Source organism: Paenisporosarcina sp. (assembly GCF_057785155.1).
The window spans coordinates 413,326-433,585 of record NZ_JBYNRN010000012.1 but is presented as its reverse complement, the minus strand read 5'-3'; the positions used below and the strand labels follow the sequence as shown (position 1 = coordinate 433,585).

Sequence of the window (20,260 nt, the reverse complement as noted above, 5' to 3'; positions counted from 1 at the left end):
ATATCGTAACAAATTATACGAGGAAAAACGTCAAAAACGCTTATGACATTTCTTTGTCCAAAAAAACAGGACACCATTTAGATGTCCTGTTCGCTTATACTTTTTCTTCAACAATGCCATTTTGTAATAAATACATCTTGTGGTACAAGCCTTTGCTTGCTAATAATTCTTGGTGACTTCCCCGCTCTACGATTTCACCTTGATGGAGAACTAAAATTAATTCTGCATCTTGAATGGTACTTAAACGATGGGCGATTGCGATAGTTGTTCGACCTAGTCGCATTTTTTCCAAACTCGACTGAATGGCAACTTCTGTTTCCGTATCAATATTAGCTGTCGCTTCATCAAGCACTAAAATCTTAGGATCGGTCGCCATTGTACGTGCAAATGCGACGAGTTGACGTTGACCACTAGAAAATGTGGAACCTCTTTCCGTTACTTTTTGTTTGTATCCGTCAGGCAGTGCGTTAATGAAAGTATCTGCTTGAACGAATTCAGCGGCAGCACGTACCTCTGCATCGGTCATGCTTTGTTTATGCAAACGAATATTGCTTTCTATATCCCCAAAGAATAAAAATGGATCTTGCAACACTAATCCCATTTTTTCGCGCATTTCTAATGTTTTAAAGTCTTTTATGGAGTGACCGTCTATTAAAATCTCACCATGTTCGTATTCATAAAAACGCATCAATAAATTGATGATGGAGCTTTTCCCGCTCCCAGTATGACCAACTAGTGCCACGGTTTCTCCTGGTTGAGCTGTAAATGAAATGTTTTTCAAGACATCTGTTTGACCATCATAAGAAAATGTCACATTTTTAAACTCGATTTTGCCTGAGTTTATTTGAGCGTTTGTATTGCCTTGTGCAGGCGATAACTCTTCTTCATCTAATAATTTGAAAACGCGTGAACCAGCAACAATCGCTTGTTGGAAAATAGATAGACGTTGCATCACTTGATTAATAGGTTCAAAGAAGCGATCAATATACGTAACGAATGCATAGATAACCCCTACTTCAATCGTATTCGTAAATGACGTAATCCCGAAGTAGCTTAGTAACATGATCAAGGCTAATGCATACACCAAATCAATTGCAGGGCGTAGTAATAGACTATCCATTTTTATATTACGTTTGCCAGCTTTCCAATGTTGTTCATTAATATCATTGAATTCATCTTTTAGCCTTGGCTCTTGTCGAAATGCTTGAATCATCGACATTCCTTGTAGAGATTCTGCTAATTTGGCATTTAATTGACTTAATCGTTCGCGTAAGTCTTGATAAAAGACCGAACTATATCGACGATACGTGACAATAATGAAAAACAAGATAGGTAACAGTAATAACGTTACAAGTGCCAATTTAACATTCAAGATAAACATGGCAATGTAGACGCCAACGACTAAGAATGCACTTTGAACAAATCCTACTAATACGCTGACGAACATATCCTTAATGGCTTCCGTGTCATTCGTTACACGAGACACTATGCTACCTGCTGGAGTTTGATCAAAATAACGCATCCCAAGGTTTTGTACCTTTGTAAAGACATCGATACGCATTTGTTGAATAATTTTTAAGGCAATTTCTTGGAACTTTAGCAATTGAAAATAGCTTATAAAAACATTACTTATTTGAATAAATATATAGGCAGCAGCTAGTCCAACAAGAGGTCCTGTTGGGAAATTTCGAACAGTCAAATAATCGTCAATAAACGTTTTAATGAGTATTGGACCGAGTACGTCACCAACAACTGTTAATCCTAATAAAAACAAAGCAAAAATAATTACTTTTTTATGTGGTTTCAAATAGGAGATCAGTCGTTTCAATATAATACTTTGATCTTTTCCAGTGAGTTTAGGCTGTTGTTCCATCAAACCTCACCCCCCATTTCCACGAGCGCTTCTAATTGCTGCAGTTGATACATCTCGTAATATCGTCCTTGTTGTTTCATTAGTTCAGCGTGAGAGCCTTTTTCGACAATCGTTCCTTCATGCATCACGATAATTTGATGTGCATGTTGAATGGCACTTAATCGATGTGCGGTAATAATCGTCGTTTCGTCTGTACGTGTTGCTTTTAAAGATTCTAAAATGGCTTCTTCCGTTTTAGCATCTACAGCTGATAAGGAATCATCTAAAATAAGTAATTCCGGTTTCATCATTAAGGCACGAGCGATGGAAATACGTTGCTTTTGTCCGCCTGATAAAGACACGCCTCTTTCTCCAACGATCGTTTCATAACCATTTGTGAATTTTAAAATATCTTCATGAATATGGGCTAATTTCGCTGCTTCGTATACCTCTTCAATTGGAGCACTTGTATTCGAAAATGCAATATTTCCTGCTACTGTTGTTGAGAATAAGAAATGATCTTGCGGCACATATCCTATTGCTGAACGAAGGCGTTCTTTTTTATAAACATTGATTGAATGGCCGCCATATGTAATTGCCCCATTGTACCCTTCAAATTCACGTAGTAATAACTTCAAAATAGCTGTTTTTCCAGAACCCGTTTTCCCGACAATACCAAGTGTCTCTCCGCGTTTAAGGGTAAAGTGGACATCTTTCAGAGCTGCTCGATCGTCGTCTGGGAATTTGAATTCTCTGATATTTACGTCTAAGTCACCTTGTGCTTTTTCATCTAAAGCATGTTCTGCGTCATCTATATCGGCTGGTTCTGCTAGTAGCGTACGGATTCGATCGTAAGAAGCACGTCCTCTTTCCACGATATTAAACAACCAACCAAATGCAAGCATCGGCCACACTAATAATCCAAGATATGCGGTGAAGGCGATTAAATCACCTATCGTCATTTCACCAGCTACTATAAATCTCGCACCAAAAAAGATAGATAAAAAGAAAGAAACCCCTACAATAGCTGAAATGGTCGGATCAAATAGAGAATCCACCTTAGCAACATGAACATTTTTTTGAACTACATCATCTGATAATTGAACAAAATCTTGAATATCTTCTTTTTCTTGACCGAATGTTTTAATTACTTTGATGCCTGATATACTTTCTTGTGCTTTATCATTTAAATTCGAAAAAGCTTCTTGGGCAAAATGAAAACGACTATGCAACAATTTCCCATAGTAATTTGTTAAATAAGCCATAATAGGCATTGGAATAAGAGCAATGAGTGTCAGTTTCCAGTTGATTGTTATCGCCATTGCAGCAATGACAAACCCACCAGTAGTTAGAGAGTCAACGAGTGTTAGAACACCCGCTCCAGCAGTTTGTTGAACTGCGGACAAATCATTCGTTGCATGTGCCATTAAATCTCCAACTCGACGTTTTTGATAAAACTGTGGTGACATGCGTGTAAAGTGACGAAATAATCTTTCTCTCAATTGGCGTGCGAGCAAGATAGCTGAACCGAAAATCATCATTCGCCAGTAATAGCGGATTACATACATAGCAATAGCTGCCGCTGCTAAAACCAAAATCCATTTGAGTAGCACTTCTCCTGTAAGAGTATTTAGTCGGATTTCATCAACAACATAGCCAATTATTTTAGGTGGCAGTAGTTGCAAAAACGCAACGACCATCAGCATGAGGATACCGATGATGTACTGTTTCTTTCTCTCTTTAAAAAACCACCCTAATTCTAAAAATACTTTCACGTTCCATTTCCCCCGCTTCTTTTTTGCAGACTAGATTAGTTTAGCAAATGTTCGGAATTTAGAGAAGATAGGAAATAGAAATTATTCGGTTTATGAAGTAATTTCTATTTCCTCGGGCATCTCTTCTTTATTCAGCCTTATGCCCACCGATAAGTTTGGCACGTGTACGTGCAGTCCCCGCATCTGTGTAAGACACAGCACGTAAAAGAGAGGCTGATCCATATTTGCTACGAATCTGATCCATGGCAGCGCCCAATTTCCTGTTGCGCCATTTCTGCACATCAAATAAACTCAGTTGCATTGAATGTTCAGGCTCAAGATTAGATAAGGTAACAGATAAACGTCTGACGGGAAGTTCCTCAAAATGTTCCGCTAGTAATTTCACGCACATATTATAAATCTTCATCGTGTCATTCGTTCCCTCTTCCATTGAACGAGAGCGGTGAAATCCTCCTCCAAATGCGTCCTTGCTATAGCCAACTCCGAGATGAACCGTTCGACCAACTTTGCCCGCCTCACGTGCTCTTCTAGCAACATCCTCCGTCATTTCTAAAACCACAGCGAGTATGTCTTCAGGTTTTCTGTAATCACGAAATAATATTTGACCTTTTCCATAACTAACTTGCCCTTCTATAATCGATGAGCCTAAATCGGATAAATCGATTCCCCAAGCATGATGATACAATTGGTTGCCCATAACCCCGAATTTCGACTCCAACTCAGCTAAACTCGAATTGGCTAAATCACCGACAGAAAAAATACCCATTCCGTTGAGGTTTTTCTCCATTCGCGGTCCTATCCCCCACATTTCGCGTAGCGGTGAAACGGGCCACAGTTTCTTTGGAACATCTTCATAGGTCCATCTTGCAAACCCTGTTTTTTTCGCTTCTATATCAAGTGCTAATTTTGACATCAACATATTGGGTCCCATGCCCATCGCAGATGGTAACTGAAACATATCTAATAAATCATCTTGTATACGTTGGATAGTCTCTTCAATCGGTCCCCACAATCGCTCTGTTCCACTTAAGTCAATAAAGCTTTCGTCTACCGAATACACATGAATCGCTTCTTTTGGTACATATTCACTAAGTAAACGCGTGATTTCCATGGAGACATCTACGAAAAAACCCATTTTAGGTTCAATTATTCGAATATCTGGATGATCAGGAATTTCAAACAGTCGTGTTCCTGTTTTTACACCAAATTCTTTTTTTAATGGTGGTGACGCAGCAAGTACGACACTTCCTTTCTGTTCTTGATTCCCAATAATCGCAATAGGTGTGTTCATCACATCTAGACCTTCATCCGCTGCCGCACAACTAGCGTAAAAACTACGCATATCTAAACAGACGATTTTTCGATCTGGATATTGCTCATACATGATGTTCTCCTCCTGCATAGAACGAATGTTCTTTTTCGAAAGTATACCCCGAACGCACGTTCTTAATCAATACATGGATAATATTTCACATCGGAATCAGAATTAAGATTTATCAAATTGACTCATTAAGAAATTAGGACAATGAAACATGTGTATGATTGCGATTAAAGGAAAAGCTATGTAAAAGAGGTGTTTGTGCTTATGAAAAAATTGGTTCAGTTGATGTTAATGTTGTCTTTAATTTTTCCAGCCATTGCCTCTGCAGAAGAGATGGCTGAAAGTGTAAAAGTAGCATTTGTTAGGGATGACTACTTATGGATTCAGTCGAATGGTAAAACAGAAAAAATAACGACTAAAAAAGCTACTTACACAGATTCGCCACAATGGTCTTTTGACGGGAGAATGCTTCTGTATCAAAAAGAAGCGATCGAACCCATTAATGAACAGACGGAAACTCAAAATGAATTGTGGGTGTATGACGTAAAGACAAAAACACACCGGAAAATATTTTATGATGGTTATAACCCTAAGTGGTCGCCTACTGAAAACATTGTTGCTTTTCAATCTGGAGGTGTATTAAACATCTCTGACTTAAAGAGTTTCTACAATATTGCTTTAGGTGTTAGTAGTTATGAATGGCAGCCAAACGGAAAAGAATTTATTGTATCTTCTAACGCGGACCTAAGACCAGATGGATGGACTCACCCTATTCTATTCACTATTTCAATCGAGGAAGGCTATCAGAATCTCAGCAGTTTGACCAAAAATGTGAAAACGTTATTTGTAATTCCAAAAGAAATAGGTAAAGAAGATGTGGAAATCCCTTCGATAATCGCTAATTCATTTGCTTTTTCACCAAGCAAGAAATGGTTATCTTTTATTGTTTCTCCTACGGCTTCGTGGTCAATGGACAGCAACATGTTATGTGTCATTTCTGTTGATGGAAAGGAATTTACCATCATGGACGAAGTAATTCTCTACGAATTCACACCTAAGTGGTCTTTTAAAAAAGATCTGCTAGGTTATATCGCTGGTGGAGGAAGAATTGTTAATGGATTCAAAAATAAGAAACTTAAAGTAGCAGAAATCCCTGGGTACGAGGCATTTAAACTCACACCAGAAAATTATGCTGAAATGGGTTTTACGTGGGTCGATGATAAATCGCTCATAGTTTCAAGGGTCAAAGAAAGTGAATGGTCTAACGATCCTGAAAAACGCCCAAATCCTCTTTATTTTTCGTTACTTTAAACAATCAAAAGCAACTTCAAATAACCACACCCCCAAAAGATCAAGGTGACTACAATCCGATTTATTTACCAGCAATAAATAAAATCACTTGGGTTAGAACAAACACTCGTATGGCGAGTAATCAAGATTTATGGAAAGCAGATATAACTGGTGAACACGCAGAAATATGGATTCGTAACGTAGAGTCTTATGCTTTCTTTCCGTCCAATTAAATTTATTATTTAAGTTTATTTTCACTTTTATCCGCTAATCTCCCATGCCCTCCAGTATTCCTTTCATAATCTAACAATAAGTTCGAACTGAAAGGAGGGAAAGTCATGGGAGGTTATGGCGGATGTTACAACAATGACAACAGTAATACATTCGTTTTGATTGTTGTATTGTTTATCTTGTTGATTATTGTCGGTGCAACATTTTTATAATAAGCAGCTCATAGGTTAGCCCCTTTCTAGCAACATGAGTAAAAAATAGAGTGCTTCCCCTGGCACTCTATTTCTGTTTTATAGGCGAAAAAATCCCACCAGTTAGCACACACTAACTTAGTGGGACAATCTTTACATCAATTTCTTTCCTTTTTCGATTTGAATTCGTACTTGGTCAAACCCTGTTCCACCTTCAGAATTACGACGTTTTACAGCAGCCATTGGTGAAAGCACGTCGTAAACATCCTCTTCAATTAAGTGGCTTGCATCTACAAGGTCCGAAAGTGGCAAATCAAGTAAATAGATACCTCTCTGAATACATAGAAACACAAGCTTGCCGGTAACTTCATGTGCTTCTCTAAAAGGCATCCCTTTCGTTGCTAAATAATCAGCCAGTTCGGTTGCATTTGAAAAATCTTGATGAACAGCGGCATGCAACTTTCCTGTATGAACAGTCATCGTCCGGACCATTCCTTCAAAAATCTTTAAAGAACCAAGGAGCGTTTGAACCGTATCAAACATTCCCTCTTTGTCTTCTTGCATATCTTTGTTATACGTAAGGGGTAAACCTTTTAGCGTAGTCAGCAAGCTAAATAGATTGCCATATACGCGACCCGTTTTGCCGCGAATTAGTTCGGCCATATCCGGGTTTTTCTTTTGGGGCATGATACTTGAACCAGTTGCAAAAGCATCATCGAGTTCAATGAATTGGAATTCTTGACTTGACCATAAAATGATTTCTTCCGCGAAACGAGACAAATGCATCATGACTAAAGAAGAGTCACTCAAAAACTCAACAATAAAATCACGATCACTAACTGCGTCCATGCTATTTGCATAAATATCACCGAAATTTAGATGAGCAGCGGCTAACGCCCGGTCAATCGGAAAAGTTGTTCCTGCAAGAGCTCCAGCTCCTAGAGGAGATACATCCACACGCTTCAAAGATTCACTAAATCGATTTTTATCACGCTCAAGCATCCAAAAATAAGCCATCAAATGATGAGCAAATGAGATCGGCTGTGCTCGTTGCAAATGTGTATAACCAGGAGCAATTGTCTCCACATGCTCTTCAGCCTTTAATAAGATTGTTTGCTGAAAAATAGAGATGAGTTCAATGATTTCACCGACCCGTTTTTTTAAATATAAATGCATATCAGTAGCCACTTGGTCATTTCTACTACGTCCCGTATGAAGTTTTCCACCAATTGGTCCAATTAAATCAATCAACATTTTCTCCAAATTCAAATGAATGTCTTCATTTTTGACGGAATAAATCAATTCGCCCTTTTCAGCCTGCTCTTTTAATTGACCAAGACCAGATAGAATGAGCTGAACTTCCTCAGGCGGTAAGATTTTGCAATCACCAAGCATGGACACATGTGCCATACTCCCATCAATATCTTCAATCACGAGTTGTTGATCAAATTCGATAGACGCTCCGAAATCATCTACCCATTGTTCTGCGGATTTTTGAAAACGTCCCCCCCATAATTTTGTCATGAGAGCACCTTCTTTTCTCCTTTATTAACTAAAGCATGGACTTTTGTTGGTAATCCCCATAATTCAATGAATCCAACAGCAGAAGCATGATTAAATTCATCGTCTGTTGTATACGTTGCTAGTTTTTCGTCATAAAGCGAATTAGGTGATTTACGCCCTTCAACAATCGCATGTCCTTTAAATAATTTCACGCGAACAACACCGTTTACATACACTTGTGTTTCTTTTAAGAATGCTTCTAGTGCCACCTTTAACGGTGAAAACCATAATCCTTCATATATCAATTCGGTCAATTTCTTTTCAATCACTGGTTTGAAATGTGCTAACTCTTTCACGAGCGTAATATCTTCTAACTCTTTATGTGCGAGCAATAGTGTATGAGCTCCTGGTACTTCATACACTTCACGCGATTTAATTCCAACTAGACGATTTTCAACATGATCAATACGCCCAACTCCATGTTTTCCTGCAACCTCATTTAAGTGTAAGATCAAATCAGAAAATGAATACGGTATCCCATCTAATGCAACTGGAACCCCTTGTTCAAATGTAATTTCAATAATTTCTGCAACATCAGGAGTATCTTCCAAAGCTACGGTCAATTCGTAAGCATCTGCTGGTGGTGAAGCCCAAGGGTTCTCTAATACGCCACATTCATTTGAACGTCCCCAAAGATTTTGGTCAATTGAAAAAGGACTGTCTAAGTTTACAGGGATAGGAATGTTATTCATTTTTGCGTAATTAATTTCTTCTTCACGTGACCAGCTCCACTCACGCACTGGCGCAATTACTTCTAACGAAGGGTTCAAGGCGTTAATCGATACTTCAAAACGAACTTGATCATTCCCTTTGCCTGTACAACCATGAGCAACTGCGTTTGCACCAGTTTGTTCAGCAATTTCTACTAATTTTTTCGAAATCAGCGGACGGGATAAAGCAGAGACTAATGGATATTTTCCTTCATACCACGTATGAGCTTGAAGAGCTAATTTTGCATACTCATTCGCAAATTCATCTTTTGCATCAATCATATAACTTTCTACAGCACCTACTTGAATGGCTTTATTTTTAATAAATTCAAGATCTTTTCCCTCTCCTACATCTAAACAAACAGCGATAACATCGTATCCTTGTTCTTTTAACCAAGGTATTGCCACTGAAGTATCTAGTCCTCCTGAATATGCTAATACAACTTTTTTATTCATATGCTCATTCCTCCGATGTATTTTTATTCATTATTTATGAATTAATATACATGAATACTAACATGGAATAAAAATGTATACAAGTGTATTATCATGCATTATTAAAAGTTTAACTATTCAAAAAAAGAGTTGCCTTAAAGGCAACTCTTACGATTGTAGAAATACATATAATGTTGATTTCCATTGTGGCGGACGCTTTCCGCGATCAAGACTTCAGCCGCTTACCTCGCCGAGCTCAGTCCAGGGTCTTCAGTTCTTGCTAATTCCGCTGGAAAGATTAGAACCACAGTTCTAATCTTTGCGACGAAGCTAGCGCAGCGATGCAGGAGCAGTTGTTTTACGCCTCCTTCATTCCACTCAACTGATATTGCTGTTAATATGAATATAATAAAATTCGTTTTGCTCATATCATATACATTTGATTTAATAAATTACACTTAAAACATTTAGTAATTATGAATTAAAGAATCGTATCAAGTAATGGGTATAAGTCTAAGCTATCATGACTTCAATTCAAATAGAATTCAGTGGTAGGCTATTTCTGAAGACTCCTGCGGAAAAATGAAGCAAGCTAGCCCCCGCAGACTTAGTTGTTAGAGAGACAGCTTAGCTAAGAAGGCTAGCGATTTTTGCAAGAAAAACGAAAGAAAGAGCTGCCTAAGTGGCAACCCTTTCCTTTTCTTATTTTTTATCAAAAAAGTTTTTGCCAATTTTCTCCATCGCGCCTGGTGCCATGCCGTATATTTTACTGGATACGCCCATATACCAGGGTAAATCCACTTCTCTTCTCGGTCGATCAATTACATTGATAATAGCATTAGCCACTTCATCCACAGACAATAAAAACTTTTTCAACGATGTCTTATAAGTTCCTGTCGCATCAGCAAGATCTATAAACGGTGTATCAATCGGACCAGGATTTATAGTCGTTACATGTATATTGTGTGCTTGGACTTCCATACGAGTTGCTGTTGCGTACCCAAGAAGTGCATGTTTAGTAGCTGCATAAACAGATGCCTTCGGTGTTGCGACTTTACCTGCTTGTGACGCTACATAAATTAGATGACCCGTTTTTCGAGAAATCATATGTGGCAGTAAGCGACTCGTCAATTTCATTGGAGCCGTCACATTTACACGCATCATTTGTTCAATTTGCTCATCCGTTGTATCGTGAGCTAACGCAAAAGTTCCAATTCCTGCTGAGAAAACAACAATATCAGGAGATGGACATTGACTAGCTATCAAATCGACTGCATCATCCATTAACAAATCAGCTTCTATCGTATGGATACCTTGGTCGTTCAATTTTTGAAGGGCTTCTTTTGAACGACCTGTAGCATACACATCGAATCCTTTTTCTTTCAAGTCTTTTGCGACTTGCAACCCGACACCACTTGTCGCACCAGTAACTAAAGCGATTCTATGCTTGTGCATAGGTGAAAACTCCGTTCTGATCTCTCGATTCGATGGCAAGTCCTTCAGATAATAAGTAATCCACTTGTCCAATTGTCTCGGATAAAGTTAAACCAAGTTCTTTTTCATAAACCGTTGAGAAAAGCTTTTGTGTAATTTCAAATATGGTAAGTGGTTTGCTTGCAAGCATGTTTAATACTTTCATCGCTCGCTCATGTTGTTTCTCTAAGCGATGCGTAATGAGTGCATGTACTTGAAAGACTTCATTGCCATGACCGCTATAAATTTTTTCAACAGGCATCGATAGGATTTTTTTCAATGATTCATTGTACTGTAGCATTGCTTGAGGTCTTCCGGCACTTGGATCAAGTGGTGGTTCGATTAATGGGTTAGAAGAGATTTTCTCTAATATATGATCTCCACCAATCATTTCTTTGTTTTCAGCATGCCAAAACGATACATGACTTTGTGCATGACCTAGTGTTTCAATGACTGACCAGCCTGGATGACCTGGCAAAGAATCATTTTCTTCAAGTGTCACATCAAGTGGGCGGTTCCCTAAGAATGAAACAGGACGTTTCATCTTTTCAACCCACGAATGGTATTTCTCAGGAACCCCTTCTTCAATCAATCTTTCTAAATAAAATTCATCATGATAAGCAAAGAAAGCAGGGTCGCGTGTTAACCAAAGGTCATTGTAAACATGTCCAAATACTTTAGCTTGCGGGAATGCATCAATCCAGCCTGCATGGTCAGGATGGTGATGAGTTAAAAAGACTTGTTCCACGTCATTAAATGAATATCCTGCTTCTTTTATTCCCCGCTCCAAGGCTTCATATGCTTCAGGAGTCTTTGGTCCAGCATCTATTAAGGAAAGTGCATCCCCTTTTAATAAATAAGCATTTACATCTCCTACAGCAAATGGTGTAGGTAAAATTAGTTTATGTATCATATGGCATTCTCCTTAAAATGAATCACTATTCACTACATTGTACAGGGTTTTAAGGATGACGTCATCTTTTGTACTTGACAAGTCAAAACAAGGACGCATATACTTTCAATAATTTAAAAACGGCAAGCGTTGAAAAAGAATAGTAATTGTGATGACGGAAAACAGAAATTGTATCCACCGGCTGAAAGGTACAAATCCCACTCTTGCGATGAACCTACTTTGGAGCTTCCATGCAAACATGGACGTAACTTCACGATACGAAGAAAAGTTGTACTCATTTTCGAGTGAAACTAGGTGGTACCGCGGAAACATGCGTTTTCGTCCTTTTATTAGGACGGGAGCGCATGTTTTTTTCATACACTGATTTTAGGGAGGCATTTAAATGAAAAAGATTGTTTTTATTGGAGCGGGATCCATGGCACAAGCGATTATTCATGGATGGGAAAAAGAAAAGACGGTTTCTTTTGAAAACGTTTATGTGATGAATAAATCAGATCTCGTTAAACAAGAATATTTGAAGAAGACATATGGTTTACAAATCATTATGGAGAATAAAGAACAGATTCGTATGGCAGACTTGATTATCATGGCAACTAAACCTAAAGACGTTCAGGAAGCAATGAAAAGCATTTCCACCTACCTCTCACCTTCTACTGTCGTATTATCAGTAGTTGCCGGTGTCCCAATGTCAACAATCGAGAAAGGACTTGGTCATCGTCCAATTGCTCGCTGCATGCCAAATACCTCCGCTACTATTGGCATGTCAGCAAGTGCAGTTTCGTGGAATTCCCTTGTAGAAGACTCAACGAAAATAGAAATTATAAATTTATTAAACGCAATTGGAACCGTGATACAGGTGGAAGAAGATGAATTACATGTTATTACAGCATTATCCGGAAGTGGTCCAGCATATGTCTATTATTTTGTTGAGGCTTTTGAAGAAGCGGCTGTGTCACTTGGACTTTCTTCAAAAGTGGCACGTAATTTACTCATTGAAACACTAGCAGGTTCAGCTGAGATGATGAAACAGTCTTCAAAATCACCAGAAGTCCTTCGCAAGCAAGTAACAAGCCAAGGCGGAACAACTGAAGCAGGAATTGCAGCCTTACAGAAAAGTAATTTTATTCAGATTCTCGGCAGTTGTTTAAAAGATGCTGAATTGCGTTCAAGAGAACTAGGAAAACAATATGATTAACAAATTTTCTCAAAGAAAATAGGAAGGCTGTAAACAACCTTCCTAACATAACTTAAGACATATTTTTAGCGTAAAAAATTTCATCCATTTCTTTTTTCAACTTTTTAGAAATGGCTTTTTGCTCATCTTCTGATAATTCTTCAGCCGAATAACCAAACAAGTAATTATTTAAGTCGAATTTTTTTAATTTACATTTCGTATGGAATATATTTTCTTGATAGACGTTCACATCTATCATTTGATAAACCTCTTGTAAGCTATCTGGAATATAATTTTGGATCGAATCAATATCATGATCAATAAATAATTTGTGACCTTTAACATCTCTTGTAAATCCACGAACACGATAGTCAATAACCATTACGTCTGTTTCAAATGAATGAATCAAGAAATTCAGTGCTTTTAGCGGAGAGATTTCTCCACAAGTTGATATGTCGATATCTGCTCTAAATGTACTAATTCCTTCATCAGGGTGATATTCAGGATACGTATGAACCGTAATATGACTCTTATCTAAATGTCCAACGACTGTTTCTGGGAAAGGACCTGGTGATTCTTTAAAGGATTCCATTGGAGACTGATCAACTGGACCTTCAGAAACAAGAATCGTTACACTTGCTCCTTGAGGCTCATAATCTTGTTTTGCAATATTTAAGACATTCGCTTCGATAATATCCGTTACATCCGTTAAAATCTTGGTTAACCGTTCAGCATTATACTGCTCATCAATATAATTGATATAAGCTTCACGTTCTTCCTTTGTTCTTGTATAACAAATATCGTACATATTAAAACTTAATGTCTTTGTTAAGTTATTAAAACCATGTAATTCAATTCTTTGCGTAGGAGTTAAACTCATTTTTCAAAAATCCCCTTTATCTACTAAAAATATTATTGTTATTAGCATAACATGTTACTACAAATATCGACATATTTCTATTTTTCCACAAAACCCACGTAGTGAAACATACCAAATAAATGCACTTAATTCCATTTTTAATTACTCGGATATATTTCATCCATTACCTATGAGCAGGAGAAACACTAAAATTAATGTGAATTTGCTATACTCTATTATATACATAAGAGGAGGAGTTTTCATAAATGGCAAAATTATTTCAAGAATATAAAATTAAAGATGTGACATTCAAAAATAGAATTGTTATGGCTCCCATGTGTCAATACTCAAGCCATAACCAAGATGGGCAAATTGAAGATTGGCATCGTACTCATTACGCAACACGTGCTGTAGGACAAGTTGGGTTAATTATTCTTGAAGCTACAGCTGTTCAACCCGAAGGAAGAATTTCTGCTCAAGATTTAGGTATTTGGAGTGATGAACATACAAAAGGGTTAACGGAAGTAGTCAATTTAATGAAATCTCACGGCGCAAAAACAGGTATTCAACTAGCTCACGCAGGAAGAAAAGCAACTGTGGACGGTGATATCTATGCCCCATCTCCATTGGCCTTTAACGAGCACTACAAAACGCCAAACGAAATGACAATAAAAGATATCAAAACCACAGTTATGGCTTTTAAAGAAGCGGCAATACGCTCAAAAACAGCCGGATTTGATGTTATTGAACTTCATGGTGCTCATGGTTATTTAATTAATGAGTTTCTTTCTCCTTTAACAAACAAACGTACAGATGAGTATGGTGGAAGTGACGAAAATCGATATAGACTGTTACGAGAAACGATTGATGTCGTAAGATCGGTATGGAATGGTCCACTTTTTGTTCGCATATCAGCACATGATTATACAGAAGGTGGAATGACTCCTGATTCATATGTAACGATGACAAAATGGATGAAAGAACAAGATGTAGATTTAGTAGATGTTAGCTCTGGGGCAAACGTGCCGGCACCAATTGATGTCTTTCCTGGGTATCAAGTTAATTTTGCTGAAACGATTAAACATGACACTCCTATTCCAACAGGTGCAGTAGGACTCATTACCTCACCACTTCATGCAGAAGAAATTTTACAAAATGACCGAGCAGATTTAATCTTTTTAGCTCGCGAACTTCTACGCGATCCTTATTGGCCATATCGCGCTGCTAAGGAGTTACGTACAGAAATTAAATCACCAGTTCAATATGAACGTGGTTGGCTATAAATTAGAACATGAAAAGGAATGCTAATTCACACTGAATTAGCATTCCTCAGACTGTATATAAGAAAAAATTATTTTTAAGAACAACATAAAAATTTTATATTAATATATTGGTGGTTGGCTATTTCTCTCGCTTTCCGCGGACGAAACGCTAGCCTCCTCGACTCATCTGTCTCTGACAGACGAGTCTGTGGGGTCTAGCACATTTCGTTTTTCCGCAGGAGTCTTCAGAAATAGCCAACCACTTTTCTACTTAATTTGTTGCAAATATGTTCATTGAAGTTATTAAAAGAACTAATCCAAGAGCACGTTATTATAATTACTTTAAATTCTTTTGATTGGAATGGAGTTGGCGACTCCAGCGGAAACTGCAAGAACTGAAGACCCTGGACTGAGCCTCGCGAAGGAAGCGGCTGAAGTCTTGCCCGCGGAAAGCGACCACCGCAATGGAAATCAACATTTTTTATTTAGGAATGCAAATCACACTGAATTAGCATTCCTTTTTCATGTTTACTTCATATTCTTCGAATGTTTTCCTAAAGCCATAAAAAGGTCGATACTGTTGACTCTCATAAAAACTATGAGACGTAGAACTTGCCAGCAATTCCATTCGCGTAGCGGGATACATGCTATGAATCCAATACGTGATTTTTTGTCCTAACCCTTTTCCTCTGAAGCTTTCATCTATTAATAATTCACATATGTATAAGCTAATTGAACCGTCTGTAAGTCCACGGCAATATCCGACGATTCGTTCATTCGCTACTGCTACAAAAGCCACGGTAGAATTCATCCAAGCGCGTTTCGTATCTTCCTGCTTTGTCACTAGGTTATTCCAACCCTCTTTTTTATTTAATTCATTGATTTCTAGAAAATCCTTTTCTTCAAATGCTCGTATGTATACCGTTTCATCATTACGTAAAGTTATGTTCATAATGGTCCCTTCCAAAATCATTTAATCTTTTTCAAATTCAATTTCGGTGTTTATCAGTTCTACATCGTCTTGTTTTTTAAAATAATTTTGTAAGGCAAGTGCTACTGAAGAATCCATTTGAAATGTTTTATTTTCATCTGGGTGCAACTGTTGAATATATCCCTTGCCATTCGTTAAGATCCAGAGATGATAATTTTTCTCTTTTTCATCAGTAAAATCGAGATTAAAGGATAATAATGGTTCTGTCATTATGACTTTATCATGTAACAACTCCGAGTTGTTTATAGCATCAACAAATAATTGTATATCTTTAGAGTTCTCCTCTGGATATAACACCATGAATGACACATCTTTATTCCAATAATTTAGAGATAATTGTTCGATTTCTTCTTTTGGTATGCTACATGCACTTAGAAATATGATACTACATAACATGCAAACGATAAAAACTCTCATTGGTTCCCTCCTTTTAAATGAATTATCATTTTATTTTAGTTTACATAATAATATTATGTTTATTATTTGGATAAGCGTTCAACTTCTTTCTCTAAATAGTCCAATCTTTTATGAATTCGATAAAAAATTGGAAGGTACATGACTACAACCAATATGACCAATCCCAAATGAAAGACCTCCAATCATACTTTGCTTTCCATACTATTCAAGAGTATTAAAGTAAAATCCTTCCTACTTCCAATATTCATTGATATTGTATGCTTAGTTAATTATGATTAGAGAAAAAATAAGGGGCGAAACAAGTATGAATTCTGAAAGAAGCATCGTGGAAAAATTAAAGATTGAGAAATTCTCTACAAAACTACTTTTAGCAGCACCTGAAGATATTTTAGATTTTAATAATGTAAATATGGATACAGAAATTAATAAAGAACAGTATCAATTCGTTTTTATTTTCATTCATACAATTGAGGAATTTCTTAGCTATTTAAAAACGTTAATCGAAAAAGATTTGGTACAGGAAAATGGTTTTGTCTACTTTGCTTATCCGAAAAAGAACAACCCAAAATATGACCATTATATTGAAAGGGACCGCATTTTTGACTATATTGATCCCAAAAAAGAAGGTTTTGTCCAAGACAGTAATTTAAAGTTTTCTAAAATAGTTAGCTTAAATGACGTGTATACGATTATCGGATTGAAATCTATGAAAAAAGATATGCACAAGCCCACTACTCAGAAAAACAGTCAGTGCGTGGATGATTACATAGATTTTGTCGATACAATTAAAATTCAACTCGTGAATAATGAGGATTTACTTAATGCATATAATCATTTAACCTTTGGCTATCAAAAAGACTGGGCACGATACATATACAGTGCGAAACGAAAAGAAACCCAAGAGAAGAGATTCGAAGAAATGGGCATTGTGTTAGGTGAAGGTTACAAATCGATGGATTTATACAGAAGGAAAAAGAAATGACAAAAGGCATATCCAAACGATTTGTTTGAGATACGCCTATTTTTTAATTAGATTTAACTCACCATTTTTCATCTCAAATTCCAACAAATCTTCAGCTACAAAGATTGATGGAAACTCCTGAAGACCTTGAATTCGCAATTGATTGGCTTCATGAGGTAAGAACCTTGCACTTATATGGTTAATGATGAGATGTTTGGCGTTACTCTCTTTCGCCACTTTTGCAGCCTCGGTTACGGTTGAGTGGCCATATGGCTTCGCTAACTCTTCAGTACCTGCATCAAAGGTTGATTCGTGTATTACGACATCAACATCTTGACTTAATTCAATCGCGCTCTGACAGTATCTCGTGTCTCCTAAAACAGCTAACGAAAAACCTTTAATCGGTTCCGTTGTCACATCTTGACTAAATATCGTTTCTCCATTATCTAAAATGACATCTTGTCCATTTTTTAATTTTGCTAATAAAGGACCCTTAGGAACACCTAGTTGTAACGCTTTATCAATCAATAACATAGGCGGAAGAGGTTTTTGAAGAATACGATAGCCAAAACAAGGAATTACATGGTCTAAATTTTTGGCCTCTACACGAAATAGGTCATCTTCAAAAATAATTCCTTCATCTATTTCTTCAATGTGTAATGGATATTGTAAATAAGTACGTGACAAACGAAGTGTCGTCTGAATCCATTCTTTAATTCCTTTTGGACCGTAAATCGTAAGAGGTTCCTTACCATCCAAAAAGGAGCGTGAACCTAATAAGCCAGGTAGTCCAAATATATGATCTCCATGCATATGAGTTATAAATATCTTCTCGAGCTTTCTTGGTTTCAACGTGGTATAAAGCATTTGATGTTGTGTTGCTTCCCCACAATCAAATAACCAAAAAGTTCCTCTCTCTTGCATGAGCTTTAATACAAGAGCGCTTGTATTTCGTTGTTTGGAAGGCATTCCTGCTCCAGTTCCTAAAAATTGCAGCTCCATGTCACTTTTTCTCCCTATCTGTATGATCATCTAAAAAGTCTTTACTGAAACTTGTTTTCGATTCAAATGTTGGTTTCTTTACTTGAGTTTTACCTCTCGTAATCATATCTTTACCAAATTTCGTTTGAAGTGATTCAACTAACTTTAATATCGGCTCTTCCTTTGCATGTTCTTCATAATTATATATGGATAATTGTTCAGTAAAATCGTTTCGATCGACCACATTACTAACTGTTACACCTAATAATCGAATCGGCTGTCCATCCCAGTTTTTTGAGAATAAAGTCCAAGCAATTTCAAAGAGTTGATCTTTTTCATATACTAAATTTCGAAACGATTGACTGCGAGAAGAATTATGCCAATCAGCATCACGTATTTGAATCGAGACAGTTGGTCCTGCAAGTCTCTTCGATTCTAACCGACTAGCGACTTTATAGCTTAACCGTTTGATCACTTTTTTCAATTCTCTTAAATCTGTTTCGTCACTTGGTAATGTAGTAGAATTCCCCACACTTTTTGTATCATATACAGAATCCGGATCAACAGATCGATGGTCAATTCCATTAGCTCGGTTTTTTAATCGAGATCCATTCTTCCCTAATGCTTCTTTTAATAATCCTTCTTCGGCATGTGCAATATCACCGATTGTTTGTAATCCTATACTATTTAACTTCTTTGCTGTACTTTCCCCTACGCCATGCATCTCAATTACAGGAAGTGGCCAGAGCAATTTATCCATGTCACGCTTTCGTAAGATGGTTATACCCATCGGTTTCTTCAAATTTGAAGCCGTTTTTGCCAAAAATTTATTTGGCGCAATTCCTATCGAACAGGGCAAATCAAGTTCTGTTAATAGGCGTTGTTGAATCTCATTCGCGATTTCTACTACCGACATAGGACGTTCATTTTCCGATAAATCAACATATCCTTCATCTATGGAAACAGGTTCGACTAGATGTGTGTATGTACGCAGTAAATCAAACATCGCTTTTGAGGCAATCCGATATCTTTTAAAATTAGGTGGCAATAAAATAAGTTCCGGACATTTTCTTTTCGCTTCCCAAACACTCATGGTCGTATAAACGCCTCTTGCTCGTGCTTCATAAGAACAAGTTACCAAAATACCTCTTCGTTCTTTTGGATTTCCCGCAATAGCAATCGCTTTACCTTTTAAAGATGGATCATACGATTGTTCAACTGATGCATAAAAAGAATTCATATCAATATGGAGGATCACTCGAGATGTCGTTTGTTTTTCGATATTCATTGACATTCGCCTCTCCGTTTTTCATCATTTAGTGTTTTTATAAGTGTAACAAAAAACAAGACGCAAGGGCATCCTAGCGTCTTGTTTGTTTATTCAGCTTCGACTGATTCCAAGTAAGTTTGAATTTCCTTTATGCCATCAACAGTGCGCACTAAAATGCTTGGATCTATAATCGTAATTACACGATTTTCTAAATTGGCCACAGAAGAAAAATACTGTGTTTTTGAATAATTCACAAGTCCAATTTGTTTTAAATCTTCATTTGGAATATCTAAAATCTCTTTTGCTTCTAGCACTAAAAGACCTATAAACATTTCTTCGGTTTGTAAAACGATTACACGAACTTGTTCATCCGAAATGGCACTACGTCCGTATAGGATTTGTTCAAAATCAACGATTGGAACAAGTTCTCCGCGAATCTTCATTAACCCCAAGAAATAGTTTGGTAAATGTGGAATTGGGTTAACTTGTTCTAATTTTTCAATTGATACGACATGTTCGACAGGAATAGCATAATCTTCATTTCCACAACGAAACACAACCACTTTGACACTTGTCATACTCTACCCCCAC

At 37.2% G+C, this 20,260-nt stretch carries 18 protein-coding genes; 5 read left to right on the top strand and 13 right to left on the bottom strand.

Features of this window, described 5'->3' with window-relative positions; all coding sequences use genetic code 11:
- Nucleotides 1-94 precede the first annotated feature (94 nt).
- The 3 genes from AC3EA5_RS05405 to AC3EA5_RS05395 all read right to left on the bottom strand — a co-directional run bounded on the left by AC3EA5_RS05405 (nucleotide 95) and on the right by AC3EA5_RS05395 (nucleotide 5,011).
- Nucleotides 95-1,873: an ABC transporter ATP-binding protein gene (locus AC3EA5_RS05405; RefSeq protein WP_488607386.1), complete on the bottom strand. Its 1,779-nt coding sequence runs from the start codon at nucleotides 1,871-1,873 to the stop codon at nucleotides 95-97.
- Nucleotides 1,873-3,627: an ABC transporter transmembrane domain-containing protein gene (locus AC3EA5_RS05400; protein ID WP_488607385.1), complete on the bottom strand. Its 1,755-nt coding sequence runs from the start codon at nucleotides 3,625-3,627 to the stop codon at nucleotides 1,873-1,875. Before AC3EA5_RS05400 ends, AC3EA5_RS05405 begins: the two co-directional genes overlap by 1 nt.
- A gap of 127 nt (nucleotides 3,628-3,754) precedes the next feature.
- Nucleotides 3,755-5,011 (bottom strand): Y-family DNA polymerase, encoded by a 1,257-nt coding sequence (locus AC3EA5_RS05395; RefSeq protein ID WP_488607384.1) that lies wholly within the window; start codon nucleotides 5,009-5,011, stop codon nucleotides 3,755-3,757.
- Nucleotides 5,012-5,212: 201 nt separating this feature from the next.
- Here AC3EA5_RS05395 and AC3EA5_RS05390 point away from each other — a divergent pair, with 201 nt between their 5' ends.
- Nucleotides 5,213-6,259 carry a TolB family protein gene (locus tag AC3EA5_RS05390; protein ID WP_488607383.1) on the top strand — a complete coding sequence of 349 codons (1,047 nt, stop codon included), beginning with the start codon at nucleotides 5,213-5,215 and terminating at the stop codon, nucleotides 6,257-6,259.
- Nucleotides 6,260-6,576: 317 nt separating this feature from the next.
- Nucleotides 6,577-6,681 carry a YjcZ family sporulation protein gene (locus AC3EA5_RS05385; RefSeq protein WP_488607382.1) on the top strand — a complete coding sequence of 35 codons (105 nt, stop codon included), beginning with the start codon at nucleotides 6,577-6,579 and terminating at the stop codon, nucleotides 6,679-6,681.
- 132 nt (nucleotides 6,682-6,813) lie between these two features.
- Here AC3EA5_RS05385 and argH read toward each other — a convergent pair whose 3' ends face one another.
- From argH to AC3EA5_RS05365, 4 genes are all read right to left on the bottom strand, one after another.
- Nucleotides 6,814-8,184: an argininosuccinate lyase gene (argH, locus tag AC3EA5_RS05380; RefSeq protein WP_488607381.1), complete on the bottom strand. Its 1,371-nt coding sequence runs from the start codon at nucleotides 8,182-8,184 to the stop codon at nucleotides 6,814-6,816.
- A complete protein-coding gene (locus tag AC3EA5_RS05375) occupies nucleotides 8,181-9,389 on the bottom strand; it encodes an argininosuccinate synthase (RefSeq protein ID WP_488607380.1) in 1,209 nt (402 codons plus the stop codon). Before AC3EA5_RS05375 ends, argH begins: the two co-directional genes overlap by 4 nt.
- A gap of 681 nt (nucleotides 9,390-10,070) precedes the next feature.
- Nucleotides 10,071-10,823: an SDR family NAD(P)-dependent oxidoreductase gene (locus AC3EA5_RS05370; protein ID WP_488607379.1), complete on the bottom strand. Its 753-nt coding sequence runs from the start codon at nucleotides 10,821-10,823 to the stop codon at nucleotides 10,071-10,073.
- Nucleotides 10,810-11,754, bottom strand: coding sequence for an MBL fold metallo-hydrolase (locus AC3EA5_RS05365; protein ID WP_488607378.1), 945 nt, complete (start codon nucleotides 11,752-11,754; stop codon nucleotides 10,810-10,812). The genes AC3EA5_RS05370 and AC3EA5_RS05365 overlap by 14 nt, the downstream gene beginning before the upstream one ends.
- A gap of 382 nt (nucleotides 11,755-12,136) precedes the next feature.
- On the opposite strand from AC3EA5_RS05365, the gene proC reads away from it, so the two are divergent.
- Nucleotides 12,137-12,949: a pyrroline-5-carboxylate reductase gene (gene proC / locus AC3EA5_RS05360; protein ID WP_488607377.1), complete on the top strand. Its 813-nt coding sequence runs from the start codon at nucleotides 12,137-12,139 to the stop codon at nucleotides 12,947-12,949.
- Between the two features lie 52 nt (nucleotides 12,950-13,001).
- Here proC and speD read toward each other — a convergent pair whose 3' ends face one another.
- Nucleotides 13,002-13,808 (bottom strand): adenosylmethionine decarboxylase, encoded by an 807-nt coding sequence (speD, locus tag AC3EA5_RS05355; protein ID WP_394188092.1) that lies wholly within the window; start codon nucleotides 13,806-13,808, stop codon nucleotides 13,002-13,004.
- A gap of 245 nt (nucleotides 13,809-14,053) precedes the next feature.
- Here speD and namA point away from each other — a divergent pair, with 245 nt between their 5' ends.
- Nucleotides 14,054-15,070 (top strand): NADPH dehydrogenase NamA, encoded by a 1,017-nt coding sequence (namA, locus tag AC3EA5_RS05350; protein WP_488607376.1) that lies wholly within the window; start codon nucleotides 14,054-14,056, stop codon nucleotides 15,068-15,070.
- 487 nt (nucleotides 15,071-15,557) lie between these two features.
- Here the strand turns inward: namA and AC3EA5_RS05345 are convergent, their stop codons facing one another.
- Complete coding sequence (locus AC3EA5_RS05345) at nucleotides 15,558-16,001, bottom strand: GNAT family N-acetyltransferase (protein WP_488607375.1); 444 nt, start codon at nucleotides 15,999-16,001, stop codon at nucleotides 15,558-15,560.
- A 21-nt stretch (nucleotides 16,002-16,022) separates the two neighbouring features.
- Complete coding sequence (locus AC3EA5_RS05340) at nucleotides 16,023-16,457, bottom strand: YhfM domain-containing protein (RefSeq protein ID WP_488607374.1); 435 nt, start codon at nucleotides 16,455-16,457, stop codon at nucleotides 16,023-16,025.
- A gap of 304 nt (nucleotides 16,458-16,761) precedes the next feature.
- On the opposite strand from AC3EA5_RS05340, the gene AC3EA5_RS05335 reads away from it, so the two are divergent.
- Nucleotides 16,762-17,439 (top strand): YdeI/OmpD-associated family protein, encoded by a 678-nt coding sequence (locus AC3EA5_RS05335; RefSeq protein WP_488607373.1) that lies wholly within the window; start codon nucleotides 16,762-16,764, stop codon nucleotides 17,437-17,439.
- Between the two features lie 36 nt (nucleotides 17,440-17,475).
- Here AC3EA5_RS05335 and rnz read toward each other — a convergent pair whose 3' ends face one another.
- The 3 genes from rnz to AC3EA5_RS05320 all read right to left on the bottom strand — a co-directional run bounded on the left by rnz (nucleotide 17,476) and on the right by AC3EA5_RS05320 (nucleotide 20,247).
- Nucleotides 17,476-18,420, bottom strand: a complete 945-nt coding sequence (gene rnz, locus AC3EA5_RS05330; protein WP_488607372.1) for a ribonuclease Z — start codon at nucleotides 18,418-18,420, stop codon at nucleotides 17,476-17,478.
- Between the two features lies 1 nt (nucleotide 18,421).
- Complete coding sequence (locus AC3EA5_RS05325; RefSeq protein WP_488607371.1) at nucleotides 18,422-19,687, bottom strand: DNA polymerase IV; 1,266 nt, start codon at nucleotides 19,685-19,687, stop codon at nucleotides 18,422-18,424.
- Between the two features lie 89 nt (nucleotides 19,688-19,776).
- The gene (locus AC3EA5_RS05320) at nucleotides 19,777-20,247 is read right to left on the bottom strand and encodes a chemotaxis protein CheW (RefSeq protein ID WP_488607370.1); all 471 of its coding nucleotides are present in this window, start codon (nucleotides 20,245-20,247) and stop codon (nucleotides 19,777-19,779) included.
- Between the last annotated feature and the right edge of the window lie 13 nt (nucleotides 20,248-20,260).